At 69.8% G+C, this 15,312-nt stretch carries 18 protein-coding genes and 5 tRNA genes; 16 read left to right on the top strand and 7 right to left on the bottom strand.

The window, feature by feature from the left end; genetic code table 11:
• The first annotated feature begins 79 nt into the window (after positions 1-79).
• From RNB18_RS13975 to RNB18_RS13955, 5 genes are all read left to right on the top strand, one after another.
• A tRNA-Gln gene (locus tag RNB18_RS13975) sits at positions 80-151 on the top strand.
• A gap of 42 nt (positions 152-193) precedes the next feature.
• Positions 194-266, top strand: a tRNA-Glu gene (locus tag RNB18_RS13970).
• Between the two features lie 62 nt (positions 267-328).
• Positions 329-401: transfer RNA gene (locus RNB18_RS13965), tRNA-Glu, on the top strand.
• A 20-nt stretch (positions 402-421) separates the two neighbouring features.
• Positions 422-493: transfer RNA gene (locus tag RNB18_RS13960), tRNA-Gln, on the top strand.
• A gap of 28 nt (positions 494-521) precedes the next feature.
• Positions 522-594, top strand: a tRNA-Glu gene (locus RNB18_RS13955).
• Positions 595-646: 52 nt separating this feature from the next.
• Here RNB18_RS13955 and RNB18_RS13950 read toward each other — a convergent pair.
• Positions 647-1,291, bottom strand: coding sequence for a MerR family transcriptional regulator (locus RNB18_RS13950; protein ID WP_311714424.1), 645 nt, complete (start codon positions 1,289-1,291; stop codon positions 647-649).
• 80 nt (positions 1,292-1,371) lie between these two features.
• On the opposite strand from RNB18_RS13950, the gene RNB18_RS13945 reads away from it, so the two are divergent.
• A complete protein-coding gene (locus RNB18_RS13945) occupies positions 1,372-1,884 on the top strand; it encodes a DUF4188 domain-containing protein (RefSeq protein WP_311714423.1) in 513 nt (170 codons plus the stop codon).
• A gap of 138 nt (positions 1,885-2,022) precedes the next feature.
• Here RNB18_RS13945 and ndgR read toward each other — a convergent pair whose 3' ends face one another.
• Complete coding sequence (gene ndgR / locus RNB18_RS13940) at positions 2,023-2,739, bottom strand: IclR family transcriptional regulator NdgR (protein ID WP_007384919.1); 717 nt, start codon at positions 2,737-2,739, stop codon at positions 2,023-2,025.
• A gap of 188 nt (positions 2,740-2,927) precedes the next feature.
• On the opposite strand from ndgR, the gene leuC reads away from it, so the two are divergent.
• The 4 genes from leuC (at position 2,928) to RNB18_RS13920 (ending at position 6,259) form a co-directional block, all read left to right on the top strand.
• Positions 2,928-4,352: a 3-isopropylmalate dehydratase large subunit gene (gene leuC, locus RNB18_RS13935; protein WP_311714422.1), complete on the top strand. Its 1,425-nt coding sequence runs from the start codon at positions 2,928-2,930 to the stop codon at positions 4,350-4,352.
• A 5-nt stretch (positions 4,353-4,357) separates the two neighbouring features.
• Positions 4,358-4,951 carry a 3-isopropylmalate dehydratase small subunit gene (gene leuD, locus RNB18_RS13930; RefSeq protein WP_311714421.1) on the top strand — a complete coding sequence of 198 codons (594 nt, stop codon included), beginning with the start codon at positions 4,358-4,360 and terminating at the stop codon, positions 4,949-4,951.
• A gap of 298 nt (positions 4,952-5,249) precedes the next feature.
• The gene (locus RNB18_RS13925; RefSeq protein WP_007384922.1) at positions 5,250-5,480 is read left to right on the top strand and encodes an SCO5555 family protein; all 231 of its coding nucleotides are present in this window, start codon (positions 5,250-5,252) and stop codon (positions 5,478-5,480) included.
• A 137-nt stretch (positions 5,481-5,617) separates the two neighbouring features.
• The gene (locus tag RNB18_RS13920; RefSeq protein WP_266559213.1) at positions 5,618-6,259 is read left to right on the top strand and encodes an HU family DNA-binding protein; all 642 of its coding nucleotides are present in this window, start codon (positions 5,618-5,620) and stop codon (positions 6,257-6,259) included.
• Positions 6,260-6,330: 71 nt separating this feature from the next.
• Here the strand turns inward: RNB18_RS13920 and RNB18_RS13915 are convergent, their stop codons facing one another.
• Positions 6,331-6,522 (bottom strand): hypothetical protein, encoded by a 192-nt coding sequence (locus tag RNB18_RS13915; protein WP_311714420.1) that lies wholly within the window; start codon positions 6,520-6,522, stop codon positions 6,331-6,333.
• 9 nt (positions 6,523-6,531) lie between these two features.
• Positions 6,532-7,170 carry a 2-phospho-L-lactate guanylyltransferase gene (cofC, locus tag RNB18_RS13910; RefSeq protein WP_311714419.1) on the bottom strand — a complete coding sequence of 213 codons (639 nt, stop codon included), beginning with the start codon at positions 7,168-7,170 and terminating at the stop codon, positions 6,532-6,534.
• Positions 7,171-7,325: 155 nt separating this feature from the next.
• Between cofC and RNB18_RS13905 the strand changes: the two genes are divergently transcribed.
• The 3 genes from RNB18_RS13905 to RNB18_RS13895 all read left to right on the top strand — a co-directional run bounded on the left by RNB18_RS13905 (position 7,326) and on the right by RNB18_RS13895 (position 10,337).
• Entirely contained in the window at positions 7,326-8,090 is a 765-nt protein-coding gene (locus tag RNB18_RS13905) for a lysophospholipid acyltransferase family protein (RefSeq protein ID WP_311714418.1), read from the top strand.
• Positions 8,087-9,097: an NAD(P)H-dependent glycerol-3-phosphate dehydrogenase gene (locus RNB18_RS13900; RefSeq protein WP_311714417.1), complete on the top strand. Its 1,011-nt coding sequence runs from the start codon at positions 8,087-8,089 to the stop codon at positions 9,095-9,097. Before RNB18_RS13905 ends, RNB18_RS13900 begins: the two co-directional genes overlap by 4 nt.
• A gap of 82 nt (positions 9,098-9,179) precedes the next feature.
• Entirely contained in the window at positions 9,180-10,337 is a 1,158-nt protein-coding gene (locus RNB18_RS13895) for a D-alanine--D-alanine ligase family protein (RefSeq protein ID WP_311714416.1), read from the top strand.
• Positions 10,338-10,348: 11 nt separating this feature from the next.
• On the opposite strand, the gene RNB18_RS13890 is transcribed toward RNB18_RS13895, so the two are convergent.
• Positions 10,349-10,831 carry a DUF3515 domain-containing protein gene (locus RNB18_RS13890; protein WP_311714415.1) on the bottom strand — a complete coding sequence of 161 codons (483 nt, stop codon included), beginning with the start codon at positions 10,829-10,831 and terminating at the stop codon, positions 10,349-10,351.
• 20 nt (positions 10,832-10,851) lie between these two features.
• Positions 10,852-11,085, bottom strand: coding sequence for an Lrp/AsnC family transcriptional regulator (locus RNB18_RS13885; protein ID WP_003997603.1), 234 nt, complete (start codon positions 11,083-11,085; stop codon positions 10,852-10,854).
• A 206-nt stretch (positions 11,086-11,291) separates the two neighbouring features.
• Between RNB18_RS13885 and RNB18_RS13880 the strand changes: the two genes are divergently transcribed.
• Both RNB18_RS13880 and thiD read left to right on the top strand, forming a co-directional pair.
• The gene (locus RNB18_RS13880; protein ID WP_311714414.1) at positions 11,292-12,260 is read left to right on the top strand and encodes a thiamine-phosphate kinase; all 969 of its coding nucleotides are present in this window, start codon (positions 11,292-11,294) and stop codon (positions 12,258-12,260) included.
• Positions 12,257-13,054, top strand: a complete 798-nt coding sequence (gene thiD / locus RNB18_RS13875) for a bifunctional hydroxymethylpyrimidine kinase/phosphomethylpyrimidine kinase (RefSeq protein WP_311714413.1) — start codon at positions 12,257-12,259, stop codon at positions 13,052-13,054. Before RNB18_RS13880 ends, thiD begins: the two co-directional genes overlap by 4 nt.
• A gap of 102 nt (positions 13,055-13,156) precedes the next feature.
• Here thiD and rpmB read toward each other — a convergent pair whose 3' ends face one another.
• Positions 13,157-13,342: a 50S ribosomal protein L28 gene (gene rpmB / locus RNB18_RS13870; RefSeq protein WP_069765393.1), complete on the bottom strand. Its 186-nt coding sequence runs from the start codon at positions 13,340-13,342 to the stop codon at positions 13,157-13,159.
• A 257-nt stretch (positions 13,343-13,599) separates the two neighbouring features.
• Here rpmB and RNB18_RS13865 point away from each other — a divergent pair, with 257 nt between their 5' ends.
• Positions 13,600-15,303, top strand: a complete 1,704-nt coding sequence (locus RNB18_RS13865; RefSeq protein WP_311714412.1) for a DAK2 domain-containing protein — start codon at positions 13,600-13,602, stop codon at positions 15,301-15,303.
• Positions 15,304-15,312 lie beyond the last annotated feature (9 nt).

Here is a 15,312-nt window from a genome sequence, read left to right as displayed (position 1 = left end):
GCCGCCGGGGAGCGGGCCGAAAGGCCGGGATCCGGAGGAGCAAACTAGAACAAGATCCCCGTAGGGGCTTGAGTTCCAGTGGCCTATGGTGTAATTGGCAGCACGACTGATTCTGGTTCAGTTAGTCTTGGTTCGAGTCCAGGTAGGCCAGCTCGCAGAGCTCATCTGCAAAGGCGGAGATCAATTCCGCGAAGCCCCCGTTGTGTAGCGGCCTAGCACGCTGCCCTCTCAAGGCAGTAGCGCCGGTTCGAATCCGGTCGGGGGTACAGATCCTTCCCGGAGGGTCAGTCAGGGTCGCACCCGCTGACGCTCATGCAGGATCGCTAGGGCCCCCGTTGTGTAGCGGCCTAGCACGCCGCCCTCTCAAGGCGGTAGCGCCGGTTCGAATCCGGTCGGGGGTACGATTTACTCTAAATCACCTTGGTCTATGGTGTAATTGGCAACACTACGGTTTCTGGTACCGTCATTCTTGGTTCGAGTCCAGGTAGACCAGCTCGGACCTGCGGAAACGCAGGCTCCACGCCCCCGTTGTGTAGCGGCCTAGCACGCCGCCCTCTCAAGGCGGTAGCGCCGGTTCGAATCCGGTCGGGGGTACGTTGAGGAAGGCCCTTCACTTCGGTGGAGGGCCTTCGCCGTGTCCGGGGGCTCATTCGAAGCCGTACCGCCGCGTCGACTCCTCCTCCTGGGCCAGCCGGTGCAGCGACCGCAGCAGCGGCTCGTTGAGGATCGCGCCCAGGATCGCGAACTCGACCCGCTCCGCCTCCGACGGGTGGGTCTCCAGGTTGTCCACGTCGAGGACGGCTGTCCGGTGCATCAACTCGGCGTACGGCGCGAGCTGTTCGGCCCCCCACTCGTAGCCGAGCCGGCGGAACGCGGCCACCGCCACCACCAGCGAGCGGTACGCGGGGGAGATGGTCGTGAGCTGCTTGGCGTTCTCCCAGCCGAGCCGGTCCAGGAGCGTGGTGACCTCCTGGTGCGCGGCCCGGACGAACTCGTCGTCCTCGTCCGGCTCGGGCACCTGCGGAAGTGCCCACAGCGCCGCGCCGAGACGGATCGAGCGGCCCAGGGAGTCGTCGTCCACGTGTCCGAGGACCTCGCGCACCTTCGCCACCGGCACCCGGCCCACCTGGATCATCGCGCGTACCAGTCGCAGTCGCCGCAGATGCTCCTCGTCGTACTCGGCCGTCGTGGCATTGATCTGGCGGCCCGGCGGCAACAGCCCTTCGCGCAGGTAGTACTTGATCGTCGCGGTCGACACACCGCTGTGCTCGCTGAGTTCGGCCAGCCGCATCTCTTGCACCCCCTCTCGGATACCGGCACTATCCAAACATGCCGCAGTCGGATAGTGCTGCTCGCCAACGAGGGGGTCCCATGATCGGGAAGAAGGTCGCCGCAGGCCGCACCACCGCGTCCGCGGAGAAGGACGTGGTCGTCCTGCTGATCGGGATGCGCATCAACCGCTTCTGGGCCGTGCACCACTGGGTCCCGGTCCTCCTGGCCATGCCGCGGATGCTGCGGGAACTGCAGAAGGCTCCGGAGCGGGGTCTGCTCTCGCATGTACTGCTGACGGCCTCACCGCGGACGTACTACGTCGTCCAGTACTGGGAGTCGAAGGAGAAGCTGTACGCCTACGCGCACTCGCCGGAGATGTTCCACCACCGGGCGTGGGCGATCATCAACCGCAAGGAGAAGGCGGGGAGGACACGGCGGCACGTGGGGCTGTGGCACGAGGCGTATGTGGTGCCGGAGGGGTCCTACGAGTCGATCTACGCGGACATGCCGGCGTTCGGACTGGCCGCGGCCCATGGGCAGGTGCCGGTGGAGCGCAGGGGACGTTCGGCGAGGGAACGGTTCGCATACAAGTCCGGGAGTGCAACCTCTTAGGGGCGCGGGGAACTGCGCGACCGGCCACGACGGCGGGGCGGACGATCGATACACTCCAGCGCCCCTGGGCGGGCATCTTCCCGTCGGTCCAAGACCTAGCCGCGGCGTTGAGGCCGGTCTCGTTCCGACGGAGTCCGCTCAGCCCGTACGGCGCAGTGCCTCGGAGAGGCGGGCGGCGGCGTCGATGACCGCCTGGGCGTGCATGCGGCCCGGATGACGGGTCAGGCGCTCGATGGGGCCGGAGACCGAGACGGCGGCCACCACGCGGTTGGAGGGACCGCGTACGGGCGCGGACACGGACGCGACGCCCGGCTCGCGCTCGCCGATGGACTGGGCCCAGCCGCGGCGTCGTACGCCCGACAGGGCCGTGGCCGTGAAGCGGGCGCCCTGGAGGCCGCGGTGCAGGCGCTCCGGCTCCTCCCAGGCCATCAGGATCTGGGCCGAGGAGCCCGCCTTCATGGTGAGCGTCGAGCCGACCGGGACGGTGTCCCTGAGGCCCGACAGGCGCTCAGCCGCGGCGACGCAGATACGCATGTCGCCCTGGCGGCGGTAGAGCTGTGCGCTCTCGCCGGTGATGTCCCGCAGATGCGTGAGCACCGGCCCGGCTGTCGCGAGGAGGCGGTCCTCGCCGGCGGCCGCGGCCAGCTCGGCGAGGCGCGGGCCCAGAATGAAACGGCCCTGCATGTCGCGTGCCACCATGCGGTGGTGTTCCAGAGCCACGGCCAGCCGGTGGGCCGTGGGTCGTGCCAGTCCGGTCGCCGCGACCAAGCCCGCGAGGGTGGCCGGACCGGACTCCAGAGCGCTCAGGACAAGGGCTGCCTTGTCCAGAACGCCGACGCCGCTACTGTTGTCCATGAAACGATACTCGCGTCTCACTCTGTGAAACGCAAGTTCCTTTTTTCGTGAGACGCGCAACCCTTGTAGACACAGCGGCCCGGTGACCGTACGGGCCTGGTGACGGGCGCCCGTGAACTGGGGCCGGGTGCCGTCTCCTCAAGATCTCTAGTTGGGCCGGTGGACGTTTGCCGGCCGGAGGGAAAGCGATGGGTAGGACACTCGCGGAGAAGGTCTGGGACGACCATGTCGTCCGGCGCGCCGAGGGCGAGCCCGACCTCCTCTTCATCGATCTGCACCTGCTGCACGAGGTGACCAGCCCGCAGGCCTTCGACGGTCTGCGCAAGAGCGGTCGCCAGGTGCGCCGGCTCGACCTGACCATCGCCACCGAGGACCACAACACCCCGACCCTCGACATCGACAAGCCCATCGCGGACCCGGTCTCCCGGATCCAGCTGGAGACGCTGCGCAAGAACGCCGCCGACTTCGGTGTGCGCCTGCACCCGCTGGGCGACGTCGAGCAGGGCGTCGTGCACGTGGTGGGTCCGCAGCTCGGACTGACCCAGCCCGGCATGACCGTGGTCTGCGGCGACTCCCACACCTCCACGCACGGTGCCTTCGGCGGCCTGGCGTTCGGCATCGGCACCTCCCAGGTCGAGCACGTCCTGGCCACCCAGACGCTGCCGCTGGTCCGCCCGAAGACCATGGCCATCACGGTCGACGGCGAACTGCCCGACGGCGTCACCGCCAAGGACCTGATCCTGGCGATCATCGCCAGGATCGGCACCGGCGGCGGCCAGGGCTACGTCCTGGAGTACCGCGGCTCCGCCATCGAGAAGCTCTCGATGGAAGCCCGCATGACCATCTGCAACATGTCGATCGAGGCCGGCGCCCGCGCGGGCATGATCGCCCCCGACCAGACCACCTTCGACTACCTCGAGGGCCGCCCGCACGCGCCCAAGGGCGAGGACTGGGACGCGGCCGTCGCGTACTGGAAGACGCTGAAGACGGACGAGGACGCGGAGTTCGACGCCGAGGTCGTCATCAAGGCCGACGAGCTGGCGCCGTTCGTCACCTGGGGCACCAACCCCGGCCAGGGCGCGCCGCTTTCGGCGGACGTCCCCGATCCTGCTTCGTACGAAGACGCTTCGGAGCGCCTCGCCGCCGAAAAGGCCCTGGAATACATGGGGTTGGAGGCCGGGCAGCCGCTGCGCTCCATCAAGGTGGACACCGTCTTCGTAGGTTCGTGCACCAACGGCCGTATCGAGGACCTGCGTGCCGCCGCCGAGCTCGTCAAGGGCCGCAAAGTCGCCGACGGCGTACGGATGCTGGTCGTCCCCGGCTCCGCGCGCGTGGGCCTGCAGGCCGTCTCCGAGGGCCTGGACGTCGTCTTCAAGGAGGCCGGCGCCGAATGGCGGCACGCGGGCTGCTCGATGTGTCTGGGCATGAACCCGGACCAGCTGGCCCCCGGTGAGCGCTCCGCGTCCACCTCCAACCGCAACTTCGAGGGCCGGCAGGGCAAGGGCGGTCGTACGCACCTGGTGTCGCCGCAGGTCGCGGCCGCGACCGCCGTGCTGGGCCACCTGGCTTCGCCCGCCGACCTGTCCGACGCCCCTGTCGCCGCTGGAGTCTGAGAGTCATGGAAGCATTCACCACGCACACCGGCCGGGCCGTCCCGCTGCGCCGTTCCAACGTCGACACCGACCAGATCATCCCTGCTCACTGGCTCAAGAAGGTGACACGGGACGGGTTCGAGGACGGACTGTTCGAGGCCTGGCGCAAGGACGAGAAATTCATCCTCAACCAGCCCGAGCGCAAGGGCGCCACGGTCCTGGTCGCCGGCCCCGACTTCGGCACCGGATCCTCCCGTGAGCACGCGGTGTGGGCGCTGCAGAACTACGGCTTCAAGGCCGTCATCTCGTCCCGCTTCGCCGACATCTTCCGCGGCAACTCGCTCAAGAACGGCCTGCTCACGGTGATCGTGGAGCAGAAGATCGTGGACGCGCTGCAGGAGCTCACGGAGAAGGACCCCACGGCCGAGATCACGGTCGACCTGGAGGCCCGCGAGGTGCGTGCCGAGGGCATCACCGCGTCCTTCGAGCTGGACGAGAACTCCCGCTGGCGGCTGCTGAACGGCCTGGACGACATCTCCATCACCCTCCAGAACGAGGCCGACATCGCCGCGTACGAGGCCAAGCGACCTTCGTACAAGCCGCGGACGCTGCAGAGCTGACCCCGAGGGCGGCCGGACCACCCGGAACCCTCCTTCGGAGCAACTGAACAGGTCGAGTTTCGGCCACCGCAACACCCCCGCCGTACCCCCGATCAGCCCGATCGGGGGTACGGCCGTGTCTGGGCCCGTACGGACTCGCGCGGTGCGACACGCCCGTTCAACTTCCCACGTTACGGCGGGTGTTGTCGGGGTACGCGTCCCTTGTAGCCGTGGCTTCCGGATGTGCCCGGAAGGCCGTTTGAGGCGGCAGTTGCACCCCTAGCAGGCGACAACTCGCCCCAGATGGCACAATCTGTGCATGGAACACGACGGCCAACTCGAGCTCTATGCGGCAGTCGCGGACCAACTCAAGGAAGCGCACGCAAGGGTGCGCGCACTGCAAGTCCCGGAGGGCGTACGGATGGCGCTGACCCGGAAGCTGCTGGTCATTACGGCCGCGGCCAAGCACGACGTCGTCGAAGCGACAAGGCGTCTGGAGGGGTTCATGGCCGACCTCGACGCGGGGCGAATCCCGGAAGAGGAACGCTGAACACGTCCAGAGCAGCCGAGTTCGTTGCGGCACAAGGGTGATAAGCCCGTTTCGTGTTTGATTTGCGGTATATATCTGCCTAACGTGCGAAAAAGCTTGAACACTTTCGTTCTGGCAATGTCTCCGAAGGGGAAGACGTGAACAAGGCGCAGCTCGTAGAAGCGATTGCCGACAAGGTCGGCGGCCGCCAGCAGGCCGCCGACGCGGTCGACGCGGTCCTGGACGCCATCGTCCGCGCGACGGTCGCGGGCGACCGGGTCTCGGTCACCGGCTTCGGTTCGTTCGAGAAGGTCGACCGGCCGGCCCGTTACGCCCGTAACCCCCAGACGGGCGAGCGGGTTCGGGTCAAGAAGACCTCCGTTCCGCGCTTCCGCGCGGGCCAGGGCTTCAAGGACCTGGTGAGCGGCACGAAGAAGCTCCCGAAGAACGACGTCGCGGTCAAGAAGGCGCCCAAGGGCAGCCTGACCGGCGGGGCTTCGGCCACGGTCAAGAAGGCGGCCGCGAAGAAGGCCACCGCCAAGACCGCCGCGGCCAAGAAGACCACCGCGAGGAAGACGACGGCCAAGAAGACGACGGCCACCGCGAAGAAGACCACGGCGAAGAAGGCGCCCGCCAAGAGCACGGCGACCGCCAAGACCACCGCCGCGAAGAAGACCACCGCCAAGAAGGCGACGGCCAAGAAGGCCCCGGCGAAGAAGGCGACCGCCAAGAAGGCCCCCGCCAGGAAGTCGACGGCTCGCACCACCACCGCCAAGAAGGCCACGGCCCGCAAGAGGTAAGGGCACAGGGCACTCACGCGCCGGGCCGGACTCCACATCGGAGTCCGGCCCGCGGCGTGTGCACAGGGGGTTCAGAAGGTCTGGAGGGTCACCAGGGTGACCTTGTCCCCGTCCATCTCGATGCGCACGCGCTGCCCGGGACGCAGCAGCCTCAGATCGCCCGCGTCGAACGCCGGTGCGTCGAACGGGACGGGGGTGCCGTCGTCGAGAAGCACCTGCCCGCTGCGGCTTTCGGGGTCGTACGTGTACGCGGTCGCCTGCATGGCCGCAGCCTACTGCCCGGGAATCAGCAACCGCGCCGCGGCGGCGGCCGTCCGGGGGCCCACCCCGAGGGCGAGCGCGGCCCGCAGGTCCTCGCCGGTGTCCACGTCCTGCCGTACGGAATCCACCCCGGTCAGGGGGAGTTCCGTCGCTCCCGAGGCGCGATGTCGTGCACGGGAATCCCGGCCGAAGGCGGGGCGCAATTCCGTGCCCTCCCGGGCCGCCAGCAGAGTGGTGCCGATTTCTGCGGCGTCCGCGAGAAAAGCGCGCGGGAATTCCGCGGCAGCGTCGAGGACCCGGGCCAATTCCAGGGGCCGTAGCGCCGGAAGATCGGCGTTCAGGGCCGCGAGGGCGCTTTCGGGACGCGTGGACCGCACGACGGCCGCCGCGTGCGACAGGGCCGCGTTCAGGCCGCCCCGCGGCTCGTCGGGGACGATCCGGGCGCCGAGGGCCGCCAGTTCACGGCCCGCCAGGGCGTCATCCGTGACTACCGCCACATCACCGACCGCGGGGCAGGCCAGCGCGGCCGCCACGGTGTCCTGGGCGAAGGCGAGGGCCAGACCCGGGCGCATCCCGTCGTCGGCGGTGTCCGAGAGCCTGCTCTTGGCCCGCGCCAAGGGCTTCAGCGGGATGACCAACGTCCACAGCACGAGTGTTCCGTCCTTCTCCGGTGGCGGCCATTGTCACTCAGTCGTCACGCGGCCCATCTGGCGGTGTCGGTGGCGGGGCGTACGGTGTTCTCGACAGACCGGCGGCCTGGGGCGACACTTGTGCGGCCCCCCAGGCCCTAGAGGAAGGTGTCCGCGTGCCCCGCCGCAGAATCGGCTTCTGGTACCGCCTGGCAGCGGTGATCGCCAAACCGCCGCTCGTGGTTCTGATCAAGCGGGACTGGCGCGGAATGGAGCATATTCCGGCCGACGGCGGATTTATCACCGCGGTAAACCACAATTCGCACATCGATCCCTTCGCGTACGCGCACTTCCAGTACAACACCGGGCGCGTTCCGCGATTCCTCGCGAAGAGTGGTCTTTTCAACAAGGGCTTCATCGGCGCCATGATGCGCGGCACGGGGCAGATTCCCGTCTACCGCGAGACCACGGACGCGCTCAGCGCCTTCAGGGCCGCCATCGACGCCGTGGACCGCGGCGAATGCGTCGCCTTCTACCCCGAGGGCACCATCACCCGGGACCCCGACCAGTGGCCCATGATCGGCAAGACCGGTGCCGCGCGGGTGGCCCTCCAGACCAAGTGCCCGGTGATCCCCGTCGCGCAGTGGGGCGCCAACGAACTGCTGCCGCCGTACGCCAAGAAGCTCCATGTGCTTCCGCGCAAGACCTCGTACGTCCTCGCGGGGCCGCCCGTGGACCTGTCGCCGTTCTACGGCAAGGACATGACCCCGGACCTCCTCAAGGAGGCCACCGAGGTCATCATGGCCGCCGTCACCGCCCAGCTGGAGCTGATCCGCGGCGAGAAGGCACCCGAGACGGCGTACGACCCGCGCCGCGAGCGGATCGAGCAGCGGCGCCGGACCCAGGCACAGAACGGCCACGAGGGGGAGAAGAGCAAGTGAGCAAGCCCGTCAAGGCGGCCGTCTTCGGTACCGGTTCATGGGGCACCGCGTTCGGCATGGTGCTCGCCGACGCGGGGTGCGAGGTCACCCTGTGGGCGCGGCGTCCCGAACTCGCGGAAGCCGTCAACTCCACGCGGACGAACCCGGACTACCTCCCCGGCGTCGAACTCCCGGAGAACCTCCGGGCGACGGCAGACGCCGCGGAGGCCGCGCGCGACGCGGAGTTGACCGTTCTCGCGATCCCCTCGCAGACCCTGCGCGCCAACCTCGCCGAGTGGACCCCCCTGCTCGCGCCCGACACCGTCCTCGTCTCCCTCATGAAGGGCGTCGAACTCGGCTCCGCCATGCGGATGAGCGAAGTGATCGAGGACGTCGCGAAGGTCGGCGCCGACCGCATCGCCGTGGTCACCGGACCCAACCTCGCGCGGGAGATCGCCGCCCGGATGCCGGCCGCCGCCGTGGTCGCCTGCACCGACGAGGCGGTCGCCCAGCGTCTCCAGTCCTCCTGCCACACGCCGTACTTCCGCCCGTACACCAACACCGACGTGGTGGGCTGCGAACTCGGCGGCGCCGTGAAGAACGTCATCGGCCTCGCCGTCGGTATCGCGGACGGCATGGGCCTCGGTGACAACGCCAAGGGCTCGCTCATCACGCGCGGTCTCGCGGAGACGACCCGGCTCGGACTCGCCATGGGCGCCGACCCGCTGACGTTCTCCGGACTCGCCGGTCTCGGCGACCTGGTGGCGACCTGCTCCTCGCCGCTGTCGCGCAACCACACCTTCGGCACCAACCTCGGCAAGGGCATGACCCTGCAGGAGACCATCGCGGTCACCAAGCAGACCGCGGAGGGCGTCAAGTCCTGTGAGTCCGTGCTGGATCTGGCCCGCAGGCACGGCGTCGACATGCCGATCACCGAGACCGTCGTCGGCATCGTGCACGAGGGCAAGGCCCCGGTGGTCGCCGTCAAGGAGCTGATGTCGCGCAGCGCGAAACCCGAGCGACGCTGAGCTACGACCTCGTTTTTTGCCTCGTTCGCCGCAGGGGCGCACGCTGTATCCGGGCACTACCAACGGGTACTCTCAACGCGATATGAGCACCGAGAACCTCCCCCAGAGCCCTCAGCAGCCGCCTCGCAAGCCGCGCGTGGCCGTCGTGTTCGGCGGACGCAGCTCCGAACACGGGATCTCCGTGGTCACCGCCGGCGCCGTACTGCGGGCCATCGACCGGAGCAAGTACGACGTCCTGCCGATCGGCATCACCCGGGACGGCCGTTGGGCGCTCACCGCCGACGAACCGGAACGCATGGCGATCACCGAGCGCCGTACGCCGAGTGTCGAGGAACTCGCCGAGTCGAGCGAGGGCGGCGTGGTGCTCCCCGTCGACCCCGCGAACCGTGAAGTCGTCTACAGCGAGCCGGGATCGGTGCCCAAGGCGCTCGGTGAGGTCGACGTCGTCTTCCCCGTCCTGCACGGCCCCTACGGCGAGGACGGCACCCTGCAGGGCCTCCTGGAGCTCTCGGGCGTCCCGTACGTCGGCGCGGGTGTGCTCGCCTCGGCCGTCGGCCAGGACAAGGAGTACATGAAGCGGGTGTTCACCTCCTTCGGGCTCAAGGTCGGCCCGTACGTGGTGATCAGGCCGCGCGAGTGGCAGCGGGACGAGTCCGCGGCCCGTGCGAAGATCGTCGACTTCGCGGGCGAGCACGGCTGGCCGCTGTTCGTGAAGCCCGCACGCGCGGGTTCGTCGATCGGCATCACCAAGGTCGACGACCTGTCCGGCCTGGACGAGGCGATCGCCGAGGCACAGAGCCACGACCCGAAGATCCTCGTGGAGGCGGCGCTGCGGGGCCGCGAGATCGAGTGCGGTGTCCTGGAGTTCGAGGACGGACCGCGCGCGTCGGTCCCGGCCGAGATCCCCCCGCCGCAGGAGCACGCCTACTACGACTTCGAGGCGAAGTACATCGACTCGACCCCGGGGATCGTGCCGGCGCCGCTCACGCCCGAGGAGACGGCCGAGGTCCAGAGGCTCGCGGTCGACGCCTTCGACGCGGCCTCCTGCGAGGGCCTGGTCCGCGCGGACTTCTTCCTCACCGAGGACGGCGAGTTCGTGATCAACGAGATCAACACGCTGCCGGGCTTCACGCCGATCTCGATGTACCCGCAGATGTGGGAGAAGAGCGGGATCAGTTACCCGGAACTGGTGAGCAGGTTGATCGAGGCGGCCCTGCGCAGGTCGACGGGGCTTCGCTAGCCGGACGGCAGCTAGTCGGCGATCCCCTCGGGGATCGCCTTCTTCACGGTGGGTGCCAGATCCACCAGTGGTGCCATGCCGTCGTCGGTGCGGTCCTTGGGGATCGTCACCTCGACATACGCCTTCCGCAGGGTCGTGGTGAACCGGAACGACCCGTCGTCCTGCTTCTCCAGCAGCCAGCCGACCCCGTTCACCTCGATCCCGTCGGCCTCCGGGTCGTCCATCTTCGAGGGCCGCTCGACACCGCACCGCAGTATGATCGCCGGGTCACCCCAGCCCGCGGTCAGCGCGGACGCGGGCTCGGGATCCCGACGGTCCTGGTCGTCGACCTTGGACGGCAGTACCCGGTCCAGTTCTCGGCAGAGCTTCGTGACGCCCGCCCCCGGCGAGGGAACCGCCGCCGACGCGCTGTCGTCTGCGGAGGAGCAGCCCGCGACCGTGATCAGCAGGGCGAGCGCGGGCAGACCAAGAGGCCGGTGACGGAAGAAGTTCACCGGCCAAGGGTAGACGGGGGCTACAGATGGACGACCGGGCAGGTCAGGGTACGGGTGATGCCATCCACCTGCTGGACCTTGGCGACCACCATGCGGCCCAGGTCGTCCACGGTGTCGGCTTGTGCACGGACGATCACGTCATACGGTCCTGTCACGTCCTCGGCCTGGATGACTCCAGGAATCTTGCTGATCGTCTCGGCGACGGTCGACGCTTTGCCGACCTCCGTCTGGATCAGGATGTACGCCTGTACCACGGAACCTCCAGGGCGGCCACGAGGATCATGTGGGGAAAAGGAACGCCACGGTATCGCGTCGCCGCTCGTCGCGGGGAGACCCGCGGGGGCGTGGACGCCCGCGCCGGGGTGCGGACACGACAGAAGTTCACGGTCCCCTCGACCGTATCGAGGACACTGATGACGCGCGACCGGGCACGGCACGGCACAGAAGGGGCGTAAGGGCAATGAAGGGCACTGTTGGTGAGCTCGGTGAGTTCGGGCTCATCAGGGAGCTCACCTCCCGTCTCACCACCACCCCGGCGGTCCGGGTGGGTCCCGGCGACGACGCCGCGGTGGTCGCCGCGCCCGACCGCAGGGTCGTGGCGAGCACCGACATCCTTCTGGAGGGTCGGCACTTCCGCCGCGACTGGTCCACGGCCTACGACGTCGGCCGCAAGGCGGCCGCGCAGAACCTCGCGGACATCGCCGCCATGGGTGCCGTGCCGACCGCCCTGCTGCTCGGCCTGGTCGTACCCGCCGAACTCCCCGTCACCTGGGCCTCGGAGCTCATGGACGGCCTGCGCGACGAGTGCCAGGTCGCGGGCGCGTCGGTGGTCGGCGGGGATGTCGTACGGGGAGACACGATCATGGTCTCCATCACCGCCCTCGGCGATCTGCGGGGCCAGGAGCCGGTCACCCGCGCCGGCGCCCAGCCCGGCGACCTCGTCGCGGTGACCGGCTGGCTGGGCTGGTCCGCGGCCGGGTACGCGGTGCTCGCCCGCGGCTTCCGTTCGCCGCGCGCGTTCGTGGAGGCGCACCGGCGCCCCGAGCCGCCGTACCACGCGGGCCCGGCCGCCGCGGCGCTCGGCGCGACCGCGATGTGCGACGTGAGCGACGGGCTGATCGCCGACCTCGGACACATCGCCGAGGCCAGCAAGGTCCGCATCGACATCCGTTCCGGCGCGATCGACATCCCCACCCAGATGAACGACATCGGGCAGGCCGTCGGGGTCGACCCCATGCAGTGGGTGCTGAGCGGGGGAGAGGACCACGCGATCGTGGCGACCTTCTCACCGGACGTGAAGCTCCCCGCCCGCTGGAAGGTGATCGGCGAGGTCCTCAACCCCTCGGCGCTGCCCCAGGTGACGGTCGACGGGGCGCCCTGGACGAGCAAGGGCGGCTGGGACCACTTCGGCGGGGACATCGAGTCGTGAAGCCCCTGGTGCTCACGGTGGCGGGCTCCGACTCCGGCGGAGGCGCCGGAATCCAGGCCGATCTGAAGACCATGCTCGCGCTCGGCGTGCACGGCATGAGTGTCGTCACGGCCGTCACCGCGCAGAACTCCCTCGGCGTACAGGGTGCCTGGGAGCTGCCCGTCGAGGCGGTGCGGGCCCAGTACCGCAGTGTCGTGGACGACATCGGCGTCCAGGCCGTGAAGACCGGGATGCTCGCCTCGGCCGAACTCGTCGAGGCGGTGGCCGAGTTGCTCGGAGCCACGGACGCACCGGCCGTGGTCGACCCGGTCGGCGTCTCCAAGCACGGGGACCCGCTGCTGGCCGAGTCCGCCCTGGAGTCCGTACGCACGAGGCTGCTCCCGGTCGCCACCGTCGCCACCCCGAACCTCGACGAGGTGGCGCAGCTCACCGGCGTCCGGGTCGAGTCGGAGTCCGGTATGCGAGAGGCCGCCGAGGCGGTCCTGTCGTACGGACCGAAGTGGGTGCTCATCAAGGGCGGCCATCTGACCGGCGACGCCGTCGACCTGCTCACCGACGGCCGTGAGGAGCACTGGCTGCGCGCGCCCCGCTACGACAACCGGCACACGCACGGCACGGGCTGCACCCTGGCCTCCGCGATCGCCTCGCAGCTCGCGAAGGGACAGTCCGTGCCGGAGGCGGTGGCGGCCGCCAAGGAGTACGTCACCGGGGCGATCGCCGCCGGCTTCGCTCTCGGCGACGGGATCGGTCCCGTGGATCATGGATGGCGGTTCCGCCAGTACGAGGGCGCGTAGTGCGTGGACGCGTAGTGCGTGGACACGGCAAAAAGCCGGCCCACCTCTCGGTGGACCGGCTCAGTGCAGCGAACCAGCAGTGGCCGCGCGCTTAGCTGTGCGTCAGCGCGAGACCTTGCCGGCCTTGATGCACGAGGTGCAAGCGTTCACGCGCTTCGGCGTCCCGCCGACCACGATACGGCGTCGCTGGATGTTCGGGTTCCAGCGACGGGACGTACGGCGGTGCGAAAACGAGATGTTGTTGCCGAAGCCCGGCCCCTTGCCGCAGACGTCGCAGTTGGCAGCCACGGGTCACTCCAAAGACTTCAGATGCACTTACGGTCGGATCCCGGCAAGCCGGGATCGAGATCGTAGGATCAGAGATCTGAGTGGCACTGCCAGGGGGAATGGCCCGATCGAGATCGGGCAACCGGAGCAGCATACAACGACTGCGCCAGTAGAACGAAACTACCATGGCTGACCAGGCACTCGCTCCCGGCCCACTTCCGGTGGACACCCACCCGGGGTCTACGCTGCGTCCAGTCCAGCAGCCCGAGGAGGCGCAGGTGGCACACGTGCCGCAGACATTCTTCGATGCTCTCGCGGTGCGCACCTGGTGCGGTCTCGCGCTGCGGGCGCTGGGCCGGGCGCGCGAGGAGATCGACGCGATCAACGTCTACCCCGTCGCCGACGGGGACACCGGCACGAACCTGTATCTGACGGCGGAGTCCGCGGCCGCGGCCGTGGAAGCCGTGTTCGACGGTCACGACGCCCACGGCTCGGGGAAACCGGCGCTGGCCGACGCCGCGCGCGCGATGGCGCACGGAGCCCTCATAGGCGCCCGCGGCAACTCGGGCACGATCCTCGCCCAGCTGCTGCGGGGCATGGCCCAGGTGCTGGCCGCCGACGGTGAGACGGCTCACACGGACGGCGAGGGACTCCGGCTCGCCCTGCGGCACGCGGCCGACTCCGCCCGCCAGGCCGTGGCCCACCCGGTCGAGGGCACGGTCCTCACGGTCGCCTCGGCCGCCGCCGACGCCGCCGAGGCAGCGGAGGGCGACTGCGGGACGGTGGCCCGGGCCGCCTACGACGGCGCGCGCGCCGCCCTCGCCGCGACACCCGGCCAGCTGGCCGTCCTGGAGCGGGCCGGGGTGGTGGATGCCGGCGGGCGGGGACTGGTGGCGGTGCTGGGGGCGCTGGTGGAGACGTTCACGGGCGAGGCGCCCAGGGCGGTGCCGGTGATGAGCGGGACGTTTCCGAAAGCAGGTTCCACCGAAGTCTCCGCGGCCGCCTCCGAAGCCGCCACGGCCTCCCCCGACGGGTGCGCCGACGCCCCGGGCACCGGTGGCCCCGCCTTCGAGGTGATCTACCTCCTGGAGGCCGACGACACGGCCGTCGCGCGGCTGCGGGAGCGGCTCGACGGGCTCGGGGACTCGCTCGTGGTGGTCGGCGGCGACGGGCTGTGGAACGTCCATGTGCACGTCGACGACGCCGGCGCCGCCGTGGAGGCGGGCATCGAGGCCGGGCGGCCGTACCGGATCCGCATCACGCACTTCGCGCTCGGTGACGTGCACACCACCGGCGCCGAACGGCAGCCCCGCGAGCGCGCCCAGCGGGCCGTCGTCGCCGTCGTGCCCGGCGAGGGCCTGGCCGGGCTGTACACCGAGGCCGGCGCGACCACCGTGCTCGCCCGGCCCGGGGAGCCGCCCGCGAGCGGGGAGCTCGTGGAGGCCGTACGGCGTGCCCACGCGCGCGAGGTCGTGCTGCTGCCCAATGACGCCGACCTGCGCCACACCGCGGCCGCCGCGGCCGAGCAGGCCCGCGCGGAGGGCATCCGCGTCGCGCTGATCCCGACGCGCTCCGCGGTCCAGGGCATCGCGGCGCTCGCCGTGCACGAGCCGGAGCGCCGGTTCGACGAGGACGTCGTCCAGATGACCTCGGCGGCCGGCGCGACCCGCTACGCCGAGATCGCCGTCGCCGAACGCCAGTCCTGGACCATGGCCGGCATCTGCCAGGCCGGTGACGTCCTCGGCCTCATCGACGGGGACGTGGCCGTGATCGGTTCGGACGTCACCGTCACGGCCGAGACCGTCCTCGACCGCATGCTCTCGGCCGGCGGCGAGCTGGTCACCCTCGTCCTCGGCGACGAGGCCCCCGAGGCGGTCGCCGACCACCTGGAGACGCGCGTACGGGAGTCGTACCTCGCCGTCGACACGGTGGTGTACCGGGGCGGACGGCAGGGAGCCGTGCTGCTCATCGGGGTCGAATAGCACCCCTGG

Origin of the sequence: Streptomyces doebereineriae (assembly GCF_031845645.1) — a bacterium.
GTDB lineage: Bacteria > Actinomycetota > Actinomycetes > Streptomycetales > Streptomycetaceae > Streptomyces > Streptomyces canus.
This window is presented reverse-complemented; position numbering and strand designations above follow the sequence as displayed.